The sequence below is a fragment of the Streptomyces sp. NPDC002926 genome, from assembly GCF_053591755.1.
The window spans coordinates 1-15,594 of sequence record NZ_JBSFUK010000055.1; the positions used below are offsets into that span (position 1 = coordinate 1).

The following is a 15,594-nucleotide window of genomic DNA, read 5'->3' on the forward strand; positions in this document are numbered from 1 at the left end:
GGCGGAACGGAGCCGGGCGCCCCCGTCACGGCCGACGAGCCCCGCCCGCCCCGCCCGGGCGACCGCCCCGCCGGCGGCACATCCGACCCGGCGCCGCACTCCCCCGGTACATCCGACCCGGCGCCACACTCCCCCGGCAGCGAGCCGGTGCCGCCCGCCGGCGCCGAGGCGGACCGGCCGCCTTCCGCCGGGTCCTGGTCCTCCGGCGCGGCGGACGAGGAATCGACCGCCACCCACGCGGCCGAGCGCCCCGACTCCGCCCGGCCGGGCGACGGGCCCGCCCCCTCCGGGGCAGACCGAGAGCCGCCCGCCGGCCACCGAGGCGAGAGCAGCCCCCGGCCCACCAGCCGGGATGTCGCCCGGGTCGCCGGGGTTTCGCAGGCCACCGTGTCGCTCGTCCTCGGTGAGAAGTGGCGCGGCAGGGTGTCCGAACGGACCGCCGGGCTCGTGCGGGATGCCGCACGCGAGCTCGGGTACCGGCCGAATCTCGCCGCCCGCAATCTGCGGCTCGGGCGGACCAGGACCGCCCTGCTCGTCGTCCCCGCCCTCACCAATGAGTTCTTCGCCCGCGTCTACACGGGCGCGGCCACCGTCGCAGCCGAGCACGGCTTCGGCGTGGTGCTCTACCCCTCCCCCGAAGGCGTCGGACCTGCCAGGGACCCTTTTGCCTCGGCCAGTGCCGCACTCGACGGGGTGATCGCCTCCTCCATGGCCGCCGAGGCTCTGACCGCCATCCGCGGTACGGACCTCCCGCTGGTCATGCTCGACAGCGATCCGGCGGACCCCGGTGCCGCGGCCCACGTGAACCTCGATATCGCCGACGGCATGCGGCAGGTGGCGGACCATCTCCTCGCACTCGGCCACCGTCGTTTCGTCCATCTCGCCTCGGCCGTGGCCTCCTGGACCTTCGACGTAAGGGCCCGCGCGCTGCACGAGACGGTGCGTGACGTTCCCGACGCCGTCGTACGGACCGTCCCCGCGCCGCTCGAGGTGGGCGGCGCACGCGAGGCAGTGGAGCGGGCGCTCATCGGCCCGGGAGCGCGGCCCACCGCCATCCTCTGCGACGACGACATCCTGGCCGCCGGGGCCTGCAAGGCGGTACGCCGGCTGGGCCTGCGGGTGCCCGAGGACATCTCCGTCACCGGCTTCGACGATCTCGCGCTCGCCAGCGCCGTGGAGCCCGAGCTCACCACGGTGCGCCTGCCCGCGGAACGGGTCGGCGAGCGCGGAATGGCCGCCCTGCTCGCGGTCCTCGACCACCGCCCGCCCGAAGAGGGTGATCTCGCGGTGGATCTGGTCGTACGGGATTCGACGGCCGCCCCCTCCCTCTGATCCCGTCCGCGCTGATCCCGACGTGCGGACCGGCCTGCGCAGGGGACGCCGCTCGGCAGCGGCAGCCGGCTCATCCGGGACCGCGCTGCATCACTGGACGTCCCCTGAGCAGGCGGTACGGCTGCGCCCCGGAACCGCACAAGGCGGTCCGGGGCGCAGCCGGGCAAGGATGTGTCGGCGGTCGGGGCTACTCCCCGCCGTCCTCTTCCGTCTCCTCGGTGTCCGACGGCGCGTCCGTCGGGGTCGACGCGGCACCGTCGGCTTCGAGCAGCCGCGACAGCTGCCGCCCGACAATGCGCTTGAACTTCCGCTGCTGCGGTCGCGTGCGGTCCAGAACCGCCACCTCGAGCCGCTCCGCGGGGATCTCCCGCTCGTTGCCGTTGGTCTGGCTGGACAGGGCCTGGACGGCCAGCTTCAGCGCCTCCGCCAGCGACATTCCGTCACGGTGCCGCTGGTCGAGATAGGTGCTGATCTGTTCGGAATTGCCGCCGACCGCGACCGAGCCATGCTCGTCCACGATCGATCCGTCATGCGGCAGCCGGTAGATCTGGTCGCCCTCAGATGTGGCGCCGACCTCGGCGACGACGAGCTCCACCTCGTACGGCTTCTCGGCCGCGCTGGAGAAGATCGTGCCCAGTGTCTGGGCGTAGACGTTGGCGAGCCCACGGGCCGTCACATCGTCGCGGTCGTAGGTGTACCCGCGCAGGTCGGCGTAGCGCACGCCGCCGATCCGCAGGTTCTCGTACTCGTTGTACTTGCCGGCCGCGGCGAAGCCGATCCGGTCGTAGATCTCACTGAATTTGTGCAGCGCACGGGACGGGTTCTCACCGACGAAGACAATGCCGTCGGTGTACTGCAGCACGACGAGGCTGCGACCACGGGCGATGCCCTTGCGGGCGTATTCCGCCCGGTCGGCCATGGCCTGCTGGGGTGAGACATAGAACGGCGTCGACACCGGCTATCCGTCCCTTTCTGTCAGTGGCATATCGGTTCGGAAGAAGGGGCCATCAGAGCAGCGCGGCGCGCGGGCCGTCGGGCTGTGCGAGGCGGCGCTCCAGGACCAGGCGGGCGACCTCGGAGGACTCGGCCTCGGTGAGCTTGCGGAAACCCTCGTCGGTGATGACGGTGACGATGGGGTAGATCCGCCGGGCCACGTCGGGCCCGCCGGTCGCCGAGTCGTCGTCGGCCGCGTCGTACAGCGCCTGGATGACCAGAGTGATGGCCTGCTGCTCGGTCAGGTCGTCGTGGTACAGCTTCTTCATCGCCCCGCGGGCGAAGACGGAACCGGAGCCGGTGGCCGCGTAGCCGTGCTCCTCTGAGCGGCCCCCCGTCACGTCGTACGAGAAGATGCGGCCCTTCTCCCGGTCGACGTCGTAGCCCGCGAAGAGCGGCACGACGGCCAGGCCCTGCAAAGCCATGCCGAGGTTGCTTCGGATCATGGTGGAGAGCCGGTTGGCCTTGCCCTCCAGGGAGAGCTGGGCGCCTTCGACCTTTTCGAAGTGCTCCAGCTCGAGCTGGAAGAGCTTGACCATCTCCACCGCGAGGCCGGCGGTGCCGGCGATGCCCACGGCCGAGTACTCGTCGGCCGGGAAGACCTTCTCGATATCGCGCTGGGCGATCATGTTGCCCATCGTCGCCCTACGGTCACCGGCGAGCACCACACCGCCGGGGAACGTCGTCGCGACGATGGTCGTGCCGTGCGGTGCCTCGATGGCGCCCTGCACAGGCGGCAGCACGCGCCTGCCGGGCAGCATCTCCGGGGAGTGCTGGCCCAGGAAGTCCATGAACGAGGACGAGCCGGGCGTCAGGAAGGCTGCCGGCAGACGCCCGGTGCTACGAGGGTTGGCTTCCACGCGTTTCCTTCCGGATTGGCGGCGGCCCGCCACGTCGGACGCGGGCCGATCTTTCGAACTGTGCACGGACATTACCCGTGTCCTCGCCGGTCATCCGCCCCGGTGCCACCGGCTTTCGCCGACGGCACCGGGATGGACAACAGGGTGTACCCCCACCGAAGTTCGGGGGAGCTACTCGCCGCCCTTTTGGACAAAGGAACGCACGAAGTCCTCGGCGTTCTCCTCGAGGACGTCGTCGATCTCGTCCAGTACGGAGTCGACGTCGTCCGACAGCTTCTCCTGGCGCTCCTTGAGGTCCTCCGAAGCCTGCGCCTCCTGCGTCTGCTCCTCGGTCTCCTCAGTGGAACGCGTGGCCTTCTGCTGCCCGCCGCCGGTGTCCTTGGTCGCCATATCCCTCACCCCGCTCGGTTTGCCCTGACGTGAGTTCGTTCGGTCAAGATCAGACCCTACAAGCAGGGTCCGACATCGGCCCCGCACTTGCCTCAACGTCCGGGGACCACCTCGATGATTCCCGGACGAGGACCATTTCAGCCCCCGGACAGCACCCGGACCAGGTCTTCCGCGGTCCGGCACCGGTCAAGGAGCTCCTTGACGTGGTTGCGTGTACCACGCAACGGTTCCAGTGTCGGCACTCGCTGCAACGAGTCGCGGCCCGGCAGATCGAAGATCACCGAGTCCCAGGAGGCCGCGGCGACGTCGTCGGCGTACTGCTCCAGACAGCGACCGCGGAAGTACGCACGGGTGTCCTCGGGCGGCTTCGTCCGGGCCCGCGCGACGGCCGGCTCGTCCAGCAGCCGCTTCATCTTCCCGCGGGCCGCCAGCCGGTTGTACAGGCCCTTCTCGGGGCGTACGTCGGCGTACTGGAGGTCCACCAGGTGCAGCCGCGCCGCGTCCCACTCGAGGCTGTCACGCCGCCGGTAGCCCTCCATGAGCTCCTTCTTGGCGACCCAGTCCAGCTCGCCGGAGAGGCTCATCGGGTCGTTCTCGAGCCGGTTGAGCGTGTCCTCCCAGCGGATCAGGACGTCCTTGGTCTGTTCGTCGGCGTCCACGCCGAAGCGCTCCTCGACGTACTTCCGGGCCAGCTCGAAGTACTCCATCTGGAGCTGGACCGCGGTGAGTGTCCGCCCGCTGCGCAGCGTGACCAGCCGCTTCAGGGTCGGGTCGTGGGAGACCTGGTGCAGGGTGCGTACCGGCTGGTCGACAGCAAGGTCCACGGCGATGAAGCCGTCCTCGATCATCGACAGGACCAGGGCCGTGGTGCCCAGCTTCAGATAGGTCGAAATCTCCGAAAGGTTCGCGTCGCCGATGATCACATGGAGCCGGCGATACTTCTCGGCGTCGGAGTGCGGCTCGTCGCGGGTGTTGATGATGGGCCGCTTGAGAGTGGTCTCGAGCCCGACCTCGACCTCGAAGTAATCGGCGCGCTGGCTGATCTGAAAGCCGTGTTCATGGCCGTCCTGGCCGATTCCGACCCGTCCCGCGCCGGTGACGACCTGGCGGGAGACGAAGAACGGCGTCAGATGACGCACGATGTCCGAAAAGGCGGTCTCCCGCTTCATCAGGTAGTTCTCGTGGGTCCCGTAGGAAGCGCCCTTGTTGTCGGTGTTGTTCTTGTAGAGGTGGATCGGCTGGGCGCCGGGGAGCTGGGCCGCACGCTCGGCGGCCTCCGCCATGATCCGCTCGCCGGCCTTGTCCCACAGCACCGCGTCCCGCGGGTTGGTCACCTCGGGCGAGCTGTATTCCGGGTGGGCGTGGTCGACGTAGAGCCGCGCACCATTGGTGAGGATGACATTGGCAAGGCCGATGTCCTCATCGGTGAGCTGACTGGAGTCGGCGGCCTCGCGGGCGAGGTCGAAGCCCCGCGCGTCCCGCAGCGGATTCTCCTCCTCGAAGTCCCAGCGTGCGCGCCGCGCCCTGTGCATCGCCGCCGCGTAGGCGTTGACGATCTGGGACGAGGTGAGCATGGCATTGGCGTTCGGGTGGCCAGGGACGGAGATCCCGTACTCCGTCTCGATGCCCATTACTCGCCGTACGGTCATGCGGCCCTCCTTGCCCGGCGGCGCTCCCCTCCGGGAACGGCGCTCAAGTACCGCTGTCTCTCCGGTGCGTGTGCGGTGCCCGTCCCCGCACTGCGCGACTCGGCGGTACCGAAGAGCCTAGAACGCCTCTGCGCTGGTGGGGAGATCAATTGCGTCATTGCTCCGGTATGGCCGGACCTGTCAAGAAAACAACCGGCTGCGGATGCCCCGGCCGGGCATCCGCAGCCGGTTTGCGTCCTACAGGTATTGACCGGTGTTCGCCACCGTGTCGATGGAACGCCCTGTGTCCGCGCCCTGCTTTCCGGTGACCAGGGTGCGGATGAAGACAATCCGCTCGCCCTTCTTACCGGAGATCCTCGCCCAGTCGTCCGGGTTTGTCGTGTTCGGCAGGTCCTCGTTCTCCTTGAACTCGTCCACGCAGGCCTGGAGGAGATGGGAGACCCGAAGGCCCTTCTGGTTCTGGTCGAGGAAGGCCTTGATGGCCATCTTCTTGGCCCGGTCGACGATGTTCTGGATCATCGCGCCGGAGTTGAAGTCCTTGAAATACAGGACTTCCTTGTCGCCGTTCGCGTACGTGACCTCGAGGAAGCGGTTCTCCTCGGACTCCGCGTACATCTGCTCGACGACGGACTGGATCATGGCGTGCGCGGCGGCGTCCTTGGAACCGCTGTGCTCGGCGAGATCGTCGGCGTGCAGCGGCAGCGACGACCTCAGGTACTTGGCGAAGATGTCCCTCGCGGCCTCCGCGTCCGGACGCTCGATCTTGATCTTCACATCGAGTCGGCCGGGGCGCAGGATCGCGGGGTCGATCATGTCCTCGCGGTTGGAGGCGCCGATGACGATGACGTTCTCCAGGCCCTCCACACCGTCGATCTCGGCGAGCAGCTGCGGGACGATGGTGTTCTCCACGTCCGAGCTGACACCGGAACCACGGGTGCGGAAGAGGGATTCCATCTCGTCGAAGAAGACGATGACGGGGGTGCCCTCGCTCGCCTTCTCCCGAGCACGCTGGAAGACGAGGCGGATGTGCCGCTCGGTCTCACCGACGTACTTGTTGAGGAGCTCGGGGCCCTTGATGTTGAGGAAGTAGCTCTTCCCCGCGGGCTGGCCGGTCACCTCGGCGACCTTCTTGGCAAGGGAGTTGGCGACCGCCTTGGCGATCAGCGTCTTGCCGCATCCGGGCGGGCCGTAGAGCAGGATGCCCTTCGGCGGCCGCAGTTCGTGCTCCTTGAAGAGATCCGGATAGAGGTACGGAAGCTCGACCGCGTCACGGATCATCTCGATCTGGCTGCCCAGACCACCGATCTTCTCGTAGTCGACGTCCGGGACCTCTTCGAGGACGAGCTCTTCGACCTCGCTCTTGGGGATCACTTCGTAGACGTAGCCGGAGCGGGGCTCGAGGAGCAGGGCGTCGCCGGGGCGGATGGTGATGTCCAGCAGCGGCTCCGCGAGCCGCACCACCCTCTCCTCGTCGGTGTGCCCGACCACCAGGGCGCGCTCGCCGTCCTCGAGGATCTCCTTGAGGGTGACGATGTCCCCGGCGCTCTCGTACTCCATGGCCTCGACCACGTTGAGCGCCTCGTTGAGCATGACTTCCTGGCCGCGCCGGAGCTCGTCGAGCTCGACGCTGGGGCTGACATTCACCCGGAGCTTGCGGCCCCCGGTGAAGATGTCACACGTGCCGTCCTCATTCGCCTGCAGGAAGACACCGAAGCCGGCCGGCGGCTGTGCGAGCCGGTCGACCTCCTCCTTGAGGGCCACGATCTGGTCGCGGGCCTCACGGAGTGTGTTGGCGAGCCGCTCGTTCTGCGCGGACACGCCGGCCAGGTTGGTCTGCAGCTCGACAATCCGCTCTTCGAGAATCCTCGTATGACGCGGTGAGTCGGCGAGCTTGCGGCGCAGGACGGCGATTTCCTGCTCGAGATAGGCAACCTGGCCGGCTGGGTCTTCAGACCCCCGCCCCGGCCGGATGCCGCGGTTGATGTCGTCGTCGTGGGCTGCCACGGTCCTCACCTCCTCCAAGGGGAGCTGGACGCTTCCTGACCCTACCTGCGTGGGTGGTGATTGAAACCCCTAGATCACAAAGACGGTAGAGGTGTGTCCGATCTTCACCCTTGCGCTCTCCCTTACGCCAGAGGAATACCCACCCATCAACATCGGAAAGCAGGCGGAGGTATCGTCGAAGCGTTCAACACCCGTCAGGGCTGGCACGACTTGCTTCACATTGCTACACCCGACGAACGAAACGGCAGGAGATATGACCGTGCAGCACGAGGCTCCCAGCGAAGACGTCGTCGGGGAGGCTCTGGAGGTCTGGATCGACCAGGACCTCTGCACCGGGGACGGGATCTGCGCGCAGTACGCCCCGGAGGTCTTCGAGCTCGACATCGACGGGCTCGCCTACGTGAAGAGCACCGACGACGAACTGCTCCAGAACCCGGGCTCCACAACGCCCGTACCCCTGCCGCTGCTGAAGGATGTCGTGGACTCCGCGAAGGAATGCCCCGGCGACTGCATCCACGTACGTCGCGTTTCGGACCGGGTCGAGGTCTACGGGCCCGACGCAGAGTGACGGATCACATACCGCGCGCTTCGGCCGGGGCCGTCCGTACGAACTTCCCGCCCCGCCACTGCCACTTGACCTTCTCCTGCTTGTCGGGACAGCAGCTCGGCACGGCGGACGAGGAGTAGCCGAGCAGCGTCGCCGTGACCGCTCCGTCACGTACGGCGAAGTCCCCGACGCTCTGCTTCTGCACGGGCTCCAGCAGCGTCGCGACGACGCGCGGGCCCGTCCCCCTGCCCTGGGTCAGTACGAAGATGGCGCTCGGCGGGGTGCCGGAGCCCGCGTCACAGCGGGCCACCGCCACGGTCTCGGGGCTGCCGTCGCCGTCGAGGTCGCCCGAGGCTTTCTTGGTCACCACACTCTTCGCGCCACCGCACTCCAGTGGGAGCTCGACTCCCGCGGGGTCGGGCGCGGGGGCCACGGCGGTGCTGATCTGCGGCTGTGAGCCCGGCTGGGACGCGGTGGCCGCCTTGGGCTGGAGCAGCCCGGCGGCCGCGATGACGGCTGCCATCGCCGTCGCGGTGGCAAGCCAGTGCACCGGGCGGGCGTCGGTGTGCGCGAGGTCCGGGACGGCGGAGGTCTGCACGCGGGATGTCTCCTGTGAAGGCGGTGCCGGCGGGGAGTCAGCGAGGGGGAGGAAGTCTGCATCGTGCCATACGTCACAGCGGGCGCGGAACAGTGGGGTCCGTAACTCTCACGTAAAGACACCCGACGCACACACGGTGTGGAGATGGTCGTCAATACGAGGACGCCGCCGCCGAGTTCTCCGTGGTCTCACGGGAACTCGGCGGCGGCGCCGGTGCGTTGTGCGGGGGGGTCAGCCCTTGTTGGGGCCTTCGTAGTCATCGCCGTACGCACCCTTGGCGGGGCGACGGCGGCGCATCGGGGGCTCCACACCGTCGGCGAGACGGCGGGCGGTGACGAGGAAGCCGGTGTGGCCGATCATCCGGTGGTCCGGGCGGACGGCGAGGCCTTCGACGTGCCAGTTGCGGATCATCGACTCCCAGGGCTGCGGCTCGGCGAAGCATCCGATCTCACGGATGGACTCGACGGTGCGCGCGAGCTGGGTGGTGGTCGCGACGTAGCAGCAGAGGATGCCGCCGGGGACGAGCGCCTTGGAGACGGCCTCCAGGCACTCCCAGGGGGCGAGCATGTCCAGGATGACGCGGTCGACGTCCGCGTCGGTCAGGTTGTCCTGGAGGTCGCCGACGGTGAGCTGCCAGGCGGGGTGCGGGCCGCCGAAGTAGCGCTCCACATTCTGCTGGGCGATTTCGGCGAAGTCCTCGCGGCGCTCGTAGGAGTGCAGCATGCCGTGGTCGCCGATGGCGCGCAGCAGGAAGGCGCTGAGCGAGCCGGAGCCCACCCCGGCCTCGACGACGCGGGCGCCGGCGAAGATGTCGGCGAAGGCCAGGATCTGCCCCGCGTCCTTGGGGTAGACCACGGCGGCACCGCGGGGCATGGACAGGACATAGTCGGGGAGCAGGGGGCGCAGCGCGAGGTAGGCGACGTTTCCCGTGGTACGGACAACACTGCCCTCGGGAGCGCCGATCAGCTCGTCGTGCGGGAAGGAACCCTTGTGGGTGTGGAAATTCTTCCCGGCCTCGAGCGTGAACGTGTAGTGGCGTCCCTTGGGGTCGGTGAGCTGGACCTGGTCCCCGACCTTGAAGGGGCCGCGTCGGCGGGCGGCACCGGTCGGTTCGGACATGTGAACAGCCTACCGGGCCGGGGCGGGCGCGGAGACCACGGCCGGGAGTGGGCCTCAGCGGCTCGCACGCCCCCGAGGCGGGACGCCCCCTAGGAAGACGGCCGGGCCATGGCGGCGACGAAGGCCCGCTCGACATCTGCCGTGGACAGGACGCCGTAGATCTCGCCCGTCTCCTCGACCACCAGGTACTCCGTCGCCGGCGATGCCCTGAGCCTCTCGAGGAGCGCCTCGCCCGCCAGTTCGGCCGAGACCCTCATGCCTTCGGTGAGGTCCTGGGCGAGGCCGCTGACGGCGACCCAGGGGCGGCGGTGTTCGGGGACCCCGACGATGGCTGTTTCGCGGACCAGGGCCTTCGGCTCGCCGTGGCCGTCGACGACCACCAGGGCGCGGGCGCCGGCCTCGTTGGCGCGACGCAGGGCCTCGGAGAGCGGGGTGTCGGACTCGACGGGGACGGCGCGCCTGGTGAGCGTCCGGGCCTCGAGCTCCGGGAGGTGTTCGCGCAGCCGCGCCATGCGCAGGCTGTTGCCTGCCCCGGTCCAGATGATCGCGGCGAGGATCGCGGCGAGCAACGCATCGGTGACGGTCTCCATGCCGCCGATGTCCGTCGCGGCATTACCGAGCGCGCCGGTGTGGGTGAGGAGCGGCAGGCCGATGAGGACGGCGACGGCCAGCGCCCGGCCGACCCAGGCGGCGGCGATCGTGCCCGACATCGGCTTGCCCGTGATCTTCCAGACGACGGCGCGCAGCATCCGGCCGCCGTCCAGCGGCAGTCCGGGCAACAGGTTGAAGGCCGCGACGATGAGATTGGAGATCATCAGTCCGGCGAGCAGCACACCGGGCACGGTGCCCGGCTCGACGGCCTTCATCCCCAGGTAGAAGACGCCGGACAGGACGAGGGAGAGCAGCGGCCCGACGAAGGCGAGGATGAACTCGCGGCCCGGGGTCTCGGAGTCCTTCTCGATCTCCGAGACGCCGCCGAAGAACTGGAGCTGGATGCGGCGCACCGGCAGTTTGAAGCGCAGCGCGGCGATCGTGTGCGCCAGTTCATGGACGAGTACGGAAGCGTAGAAGGCGACCGCGAAGAAGAGGGAGACGAGATAGCGGGCGCCGCCGAGTTCGGGGAGCACCCGGTCGAGCTGGCCGCCGAACACCCAGGTGATGAGGGCGGCGACGATGAACCAGCTGGGGGCGACATAGACCGGCACACCGAAGGGACGGCCCATGAGGATTCCGCCGCCGGGCCCGTCGGAGCGCCTCGGCTTGCGGCCGTCGGGGGTGGCTCCCCCCGTTCCGGACTTCGGCCGCTCGCGCTCACCGCTCCTGTCGTCCTCGTTCACGGGTTCCCTTCGTCGCGGAGTGCGTCGTTTCGTCGGATTGCGTCGTTCGCTCGGTCGTCTTGATCATGCAGTGCGCAGCGTCTGACGTCGATGGTATTCCGCTCGCTGTCAGTGGCGGGTCGTAGGGTCTGAGTCATGAGTACGAGCCGGCAGCCCACATCGCTGTCACCGTCGCGGGCGAGCGACTTCATGCAGTGTCCCCTGCTGTACCGGTTTCGGGTGATCGACAAACTGCCGGAGAAGCCCAGCGAGGCGGCTACCCGCGGCACGCTGGTCCACGCGGTGCTGGAGCGGCTCTTCGACGCCCCGGCGGCGGAGCGTACGGCTCCGCGCGCCAAGGCGCTGATCCCGGGCCAGTGGGACCGGCTGCTCGAGACGAAGCCGGAGCTCGGCGAGCTGTTCGCCGAGGATGCCGAGGGCGTGCGGCTGGCGGGCTGGCTGAGCGAGGCGGAGCGGCTTGTCGAACGGTGGTTCTCGCTGGAGGACCCGACCCGGCTCGAGCCCGCCGAGCGGGAGATGTTCGTCGAGACGGAGCTGGAGTCGGGGCTGCGGCTGCGCGGCGTCATCGACCGGGTCGACGTGGCGCCCACCGGCGAGGTGCGGATCGTCGACTACAAGACGGGCAAGGCCCCGCGTCCCGAGTACAGCGAGGGCGCGCTGTTCCAGATGAAGTTCTACGCCCTGGTGATCTGGAGGCTGAAGGACGTGGTGCCGCGGCGGCTGCAGCTCGTCTATCTGGGCAGCGGCGATGTGCTGACGTACGACCCGGTCCCCGCGGACCTGGAGCGTATGGAGCGCAAACTGCTGGCGCTGTGGGACGCGATCAAGCAGGCGACCGAGACGGGCGACTGGCGGCCGCGGCCGACCAAGCTGTGCGGCTGGTGCGACCACCAGGAGGTCTGTCCTGAATTCGGTGGCACTCCCCCGGTTTATCCGCTGAGCGTTTCCCCGGCCCCGGCGGCAGAGGATGGTCAGGGCAGAATGGGCCCGGTCTAAACGAAGGAGTACCCGTGGCTATCCGCGTCCTACTGGTCGACGACCAACCGCTGCTGCGTACCGGCTTCCGGATGATCCTGGAGGCGGAGCAGGACATCGCGGTCGTCGGCGAGGCCGGGGACGGCCTCCAGGCTCTGGATCAGGTGCGGGCGCTGCAGCCCGATGTGGTGCTGATGGACATCCGGATGCCGCGGATGGACGGGGTGGAGGCGACCCGGCAGATCACCGGGCCCGGCCGGGACGGCCCGGCCAAGGTGCTGGTGCTGACCACCTTCGACCTCGATGAGTACGTGGTGGAGGCGCTGCGCGCCGGCGCGAGCGGCTTCCTGCTCAAGGACGCGCCCGCCGATGAACTGGTGCAGGCGATCCGGGTGGTCGCGGCGGGCGAGGCGATGCTGGCGCCGAGCATCACCCGCAGGCTGCTCGACAAGTACGCGGACCATCTGCCGTCCGGTGAGGAGCCGGTCCCCGACACGCTGAACAGGCTGACCGAGCGTGAGGTGGAGGTGCTCAAGCTCGTCGCGCGGGGCCTGTCCAATGCCGAGATCGCCGCGGACCTCTTCGTCAGCGAGACCACCGTCAAGACACATGTGGGCCATGTCCTGACGAAGCTGAGCCTGCGCGACCGCGTACAGGCCGCGGTGTACGCGTACGAGAGCGGTCTGGTGCGTCCCGGCGCGCAGTAGGTCGTCGGCGAAAGGCAGGCGGCGGCGGGCTGATGCCCGCCGCCGCTTGTCCGTCCGGATACCGCGGGGGTTATTCGGTGCCGCGACCCAGCTCCCAGAGCTGCAGGTCGGAGCTGGAGTTGAGCACTCGCTCGACCCCGGTGACGCCGACGCGGGCGGCGACGTACTGCTTGCCCTGCCACAGCGGCAGCACCGGGACGTCGGTCGCGACGATGTCCTGCATCTGCGTGAAGGCCTTGGACGCGGCGGTGCGGTCCGCGGAACGCCGCGACTGCGGGATGAGGTCGCGCACCACGGTGCTCACGTACGGGGTGTTGAGGAAGTTGCCCTTGTCCAGGAACGGGGCGATGTAGTTGTCCGGGTCCGGGAAGTCGGGGAACCAGCCCAGTCCGTAGACCGCGTAGTCGCCGCGCTTCTGGGCGGGCCGGAACTTCGCCCACTCGGTGCCCTCGACACTGACGTCGAAGAGCTTGGTGGCGTTCAGCTGGTTCTTGAGCGCCTCGAACTCCTTGGCCGTGCCGGCACCGTAGTGGTCGGTGGTGTAGTGGAGCTTCAGCTTCACCGGCGTGGTGATGTCGGCGTCGCTGAGGATCTCCGCGGCCTTCCTGCGGCTCGGCTCGCCGTACTTGTTGTAGAAGGAGTTGGTGTGCGCCGCGATGCTCGTCGGGATGAGCGAGTAGAGCGGCTCGGCGGTGGAGCCGTACACCTGGCCGGCGATGTGACCACGGTCGACGACCGCCGCCATGGCCTGCCGGACGGCCTTGTCCTTCACCGACGGGTCATTGGTGTTGAAACCGAGGTAGCGGATCTCCAGACCCGGCATCTCGGTGAGCTCGATGTTCTTCTTGGGGTTCTCGGACAGATCCTTGATCTGCTCGGGCGACATCGCACGGGTCATGATGTCGATGTCCCCGTCCTCCAGCGCCTTGCCCATGGAACCGGCGTCCGGGAACGACCGCAGCTCGACCTTGTCGTTGTGGAGCTTGACGTCACCCTGATACTTGGGGTTCTTGGTGAAGACGACCCTGGAGATGTTCTCGCCCTTGGTCTCCGTCTTCATGGTGTACGGGCCGGAGCCGTCCACCTGGAAGCCCGCGCGGAGCTTCTTGCCTTCGTAGTTCTTCTTGCTGACGATGCCGGCGGCCGGCGTCGAGAGCTTGTACGGGAAGGTCGCGTCCGGCGTGGAGAGGTGGAAGACCACCTCGTCACCGTTGGCCTCGATGGTGTCGATGTTCGCGAGGAGGCCGGCCGTGCCGTTGTCGGAGTTGATGTCCCGCACACGCTCGACGGAGAACTTCACGTCGTCGGCGGTGATGGCGGTGCCGTCGGCGAACTGCAGTCCGCTGCGCAGCTTGCAGCGGTAGCTCTCGCTCGCGGTGTCCGTGAAGGCACAGGACTCGGCAGCGTCGGGCACCGGCTCGCCGCCGCCGAGCGGGGCGTGCATCAGCGTCTGGACGGTCTGCCGGAGCACGTTCCAGGCGCCGGTGTCGTATGCGTAGGCCGGATCGAGGGGCGCGGGCGCGTCCGGGGTGGCGGTGAACTGGTCCGTGGTGCCCACGACAATGGCATCACCGCCGCCGGACCCGCCGTCCGTCCCGCCGCAGGCGACGAGCACGGGCGCGAGCAGGCCGACCACGGCCGGCAGCACCAAAGTCTTACGGTTCATCCTGGACGTACTCCCTCATCCGGCACTGGGATACAGCGATGTTTACGGGCACTGCGCCGCGACCGCCCGTTCGGGGCGGTGCGATCGGGCCGGGGAACGGACGATCAGTCCTGTGTTCGCGTCGGCGTGATGGCCGCCGGGGCACATCGATGATGCGGCGAAGTTCTCGCGATGAGATTAGTCGGCAATGCCAGGAAAGCTTGACCGAGCCTGAGTTGGGAACGTATCCGCTCAGTGATCAGTTGTGTCTGTGAGTGGACGATCACGGCCCGGAACCATTCGTGCACCACGCCACAAATACGGACAGAACAGCCCGTCCGGCACGCTCCGGTCGAGACGCGGAACGGTCTGGACCTATTCAATCAAGACCACTCAGCGTGACGAACGTCACGTAGTGAAACCCCTTACGGGGCGCCGAAAAGCGGTTGCTCATGTCACGGAAAATGAGCGATCCGGTGCCCAGAGTTCTCCGTGCATTCGAGAAGCACGGACAGTACACGCATCAGTTCATTGTGGTGATGAGGGTGCGCAGAAAAACAAGGTCGACGTCTTCGAGTGAGCGTACGATCACCCGGCCGTCGGCGGGCGCGATCGGTGCCACGGACGGCACGGCCACTACCCGGCAGCCCGCGGCCTCGGCGGCCGCCACACCCGTAGCCGTGTCCTCGATGACGGCGCATCTCGCCGGCTCGGCGCTCAGCCCGTGGGCGGCGAGCAGATACGGGTCGGGGTGCGGCTTCGTACGCGGCACCTCGTCGCCCGCGACGGAGAGCGCGAAGTGCTGAGGGCCGAGCGAGGCGAGCACCCGGTCGATGATGCGGCGGTGGGAGGCGGAGACCAGAGCGGTGGGCACATTGTGCGCGGCGAGCTCGGCCAGCAGCCGGGCGGCGCCGGGCATCAGCGGCACCCCGCGCCCGATGCGGTCCTCGAAGCGGTCATTGAGCAGCACGGTCAGCTCGGCGAGCGTGATGTCCGCGCCGGTGGCCTCGATGAGATAGCCGGCGCTTCGCGTCATGGGACCACCGACCACCACGTCCCGCCATGTCTCGTCGAGCTCGTGGCCGAGATCGGCGAAGACCTCCACCTCCGCGTCCCACCAGAAGCCTTCTGTGTCCACGAGGGTGCCGTCCATGTCGAGAAAGACGGCCTGAAGGGCAGAGCCTTCGGCCGAACGGGTCAAGGACGCGGGGACCGTACTGGTCATCCGGCACACCTCCACTAGGGACGAGAAGGCCGGTCGCCCTCCCAGGTGGGAAGGCGACCGGCCTGCACTGGACCGACCAGTGTACGACTCTGCCGACTAACGTGCGTTGAAGTACTTCGCTTCGGGGTGGTGGATGACGATCGCGTCGGTGGACTGCTCCGGGTGGAGCTGGAACTCCTCGGAGAGCTCGACGCCGATCCGCTCGGGCTCCAG

General features: G+C 68.5%; 13 protein-coding genes and 1 pseudogene. 4 read left to right on the forward strand and 10 right to left on the reverse strand.

Going from position 1 to position 15,594, the window contains the following annotated elements; all coding sequences use genetic code 11:
• Window positions 1-333: 333 nt before the first annotated feature.
• Window positions 334-1,332: pseudogene (locus tag ACWDZ6_RS32470) on the forward strand (LacI family DNA-binding transcriptional regulator); the annotation flags it as partial.
• Between the two features lie 187 nt (window positions 1,333-1,519).
• On the opposite strand, the gene prcA reads toward ACWDZ6_RS32470, so the two are convergent.
• From prcA to arc, 5 genes are all read right to left on the reverse strand, one after another.
• The gene (gene prcA, locus ACWDZ6_RS32475; RefSeq protein WP_351458779.1) at window positions 1,520-2,287 is read right to left on the reverse strand and encodes a proteasome subunit alpha; all 768 of its coding nucleotides are present in this window, start codon (window positions 2,285-2,287) and stop codon (window positions 1,520-1,522) included.
• A gap of 52 nt (window positions 2,288-2,339) precedes the next feature.
• Window positions 2,340-3,185 (reverse strand): proteasome subunit beta, encoded by an 846-nt coding sequence (gene prcB / locus ACWDZ6_RS32480; RefSeq protein WP_389187095.1) that lies wholly within the window; start codon window positions 3,183-3,185, stop codon window positions 2,340-2,342.
• Between the two features lie 171 nt (window positions 3,186-3,356).
• Window positions 3,357-3,575, reverse strand: coding sequence for a ubiquitin-like protein Pup (locus tag ACWDZ6_RS32485; protein WP_326648749.1), 219 nt, complete (start codon window positions 3,573-3,575; stop codon window positions 3,357-3,359).
• A gap of 137 nt (window positions 3,576-3,712) precedes the next feature.
• Window positions 3,713-5,224, reverse strand: coding sequence for a depupylase/deamidase Dop (gene dop / locus ACWDZ6_RS32490; protein WP_366735713.1), 1,512 nt, complete (start codon window positions 5,222-5,224; stop codon window positions 3,713-3,715).
• Between the two features lie 237 nt (window positions 5,225-5,461).
• Window positions 5,462-7,228 carry a proteasome ATPase gene (gene arc, locus ACWDZ6_RS32495; protein WP_351458786.1) on the reverse strand — a complete coding sequence of 589 codons (1,767 nt, stop codon included), beginning with the start codon at window positions 7,226-7,228 and terminating at the stop codon, window positions 5,462-5,464.
• Between the two features lie 253 nt (window positions 7,229-7,481).
• Between arc and ACWDZ6_RS32500 the strand changes: the two genes are divergently transcribed.
• Entirely contained in the window at window positions 7,482-7,796 is a 315-nt protein-coding gene (locus ACWDZ6_RS32500; RefSeq protein WP_451505694.1) for a ferredoxin, read from the forward strand.
• 4 nt (window positions 7,797-7,800) lie between these two features.
• Here ACWDZ6_RS32500 and ACWDZ6_RS32505 read toward each other — a convergent pair whose 3' ends face one another.
• From ACWDZ6_RS32505 to ACWDZ6_RS32515, 3 genes are all read right to left on the reverse strand, one after another.
• Window positions 7,801-8,373: a hypothetical protein gene (locus tag ACWDZ6_RS32505; protein ID WP_451505695.1), complete on the reverse strand. Its 573-nt coding sequence runs from the start codon at window positions 8,371-8,373 to the stop codon at window positions 7,801-7,803.
• A gap of 231 nt (window positions 8,374-8,604) precedes the next feature.
• Window positions 8,605-9,492 carry a tRNA (adenine-N1)-methyltransferase gene (locus tag ACWDZ6_RS32510; protein ID WP_326648753.1) on the reverse strand — a complete coding sequence of 296 codons (888 nt, stop codon included), beginning with the start codon at window positions 9,490-9,492 and terminating at the stop codon, window positions 8,605-8,607.
• A gap of 89 nt (window positions 9,493-9,581) precedes the next feature.
• Entirely contained in the window at window positions 9,582-10,829 is a 1,248-nt protein-coding gene (locus ACWDZ6_RS32515) for a site-2 protease family protein (RefSeq protein WP_451505696.1), read from the reverse strand.
• A gap of 135 nt (window positions 10,830-10,964) precedes the next feature.
• Here ACWDZ6_RS32515 and ACWDZ6_RS32520 point away from each other — a divergent pair, with 135 nt between their 5' ends.
• Entirely contained in the window at window positions 10,965-11,825 is an 861-nt protein-coding gene (locus ACWDZ6_RS32520; RefSeq protein ID WP_451505697.1) for a RecB family exonuclease, read from the forward strand.
• Window positions 11,826-11,839: 14 nt separating this feature from the next.
• Window positions 11,840-12,511, forward strand: coding sequence for a response regulator transcription factor (locus ACWDZ6_RS32525; protein ID WP_326648756.1), 672 nt, complete (start codon window positions 11,840-11,842; stop codon window positions 12,509-12,511).
• Window positions 12,512-12,581: 70 nt separating this feature from the next.
• Here the strand turns inward: ACWDZ6_RS32525 and ACWDZ6_RS32530 are convergent, their stop codons facing one another.
• Together ACWDZ6_RS32530 and ACWDZ6_RS32535 are read right to left on the reverse strand one after the other, a co-directional pair.
• Entirely contained in the window at window positions 12,582-14,177 is a 1,596-nt protein-coding gene (locus tag ACWDZ6_RS32530) for an ABC transporter substrate-binding protein (protein WP_451505698.1), read from the reverse strand.
• A 502-nt stretch (window positions 14,178-14,679) separates the two neighbouring features.
• Window positions 14,680-15,381: an HAD family hydrolase gene (locus tag ACWDZ6_RS32535; RefSeq protein WP_451505699.1), complete on the reverse strand. Its 702-nt coding sequence runs from the start codon at window positions 15,379-15,381 to the stop codon at window positions 14,680-14,682.
• Window positions 15,382-15,594 lie beyond the last annotated feature (213 nt).

Bases quoted from the DNA above. Each gene is read 5' to 3' on its own strand.
- dop (WP_366735713.1), bottom strand. From the start codon at position 5,224: ATGACCGTACGGCGAGTAATGGGCATCGAGACGGAGTACGGGATCTCC.
- ACWDZ6_RS32485 (WP_326648749.1), bottom strand. From the start codon at position 3,575: ATGGCGACCAAGGACACCGGCGGCGGGCAGCAGAAGGCCACGCGTTCC.
- ACWDZ6_RS32535 (WP_451505699.1), bottom strand. From the start codon at position 15,381: ATGACCAGTACGGTCCCCGCGTCCTTGACCCGTTCGGCCGAAGGCTCT.
- ACWDZ6_RS32500 (WP_451505694.1), top strand. From the start codon at position 7,482: ATGACCGTGCAGCACGAGGCTCCCAGCGAAGACGTCGTCGGGGAGGCT.
- ACWDZ6_RS32520 (WP_451505697.1), top strand. From the start codon at position 10,965: ATGAGTACGAGCCGGCAGCCCACATCGCTGTCACCGTCGCGGGCGAGC.
- ACWDZ6_RS32510 (WP_326648753.1), bottom strand. From the start codon at position 9,492: ATGTCCGAACCGACCGGTGCCGCCCGCCGACGCGGCCCCTTCAAGGTC.
- ACWDZ6_RS32530 (WP_451505698.1), bottom strand. From the start codon at position 14,177: ATGAACCGTAAGACTTTGGTGCTGCCGGCCGTGGTCGGCCTGCTCGCG.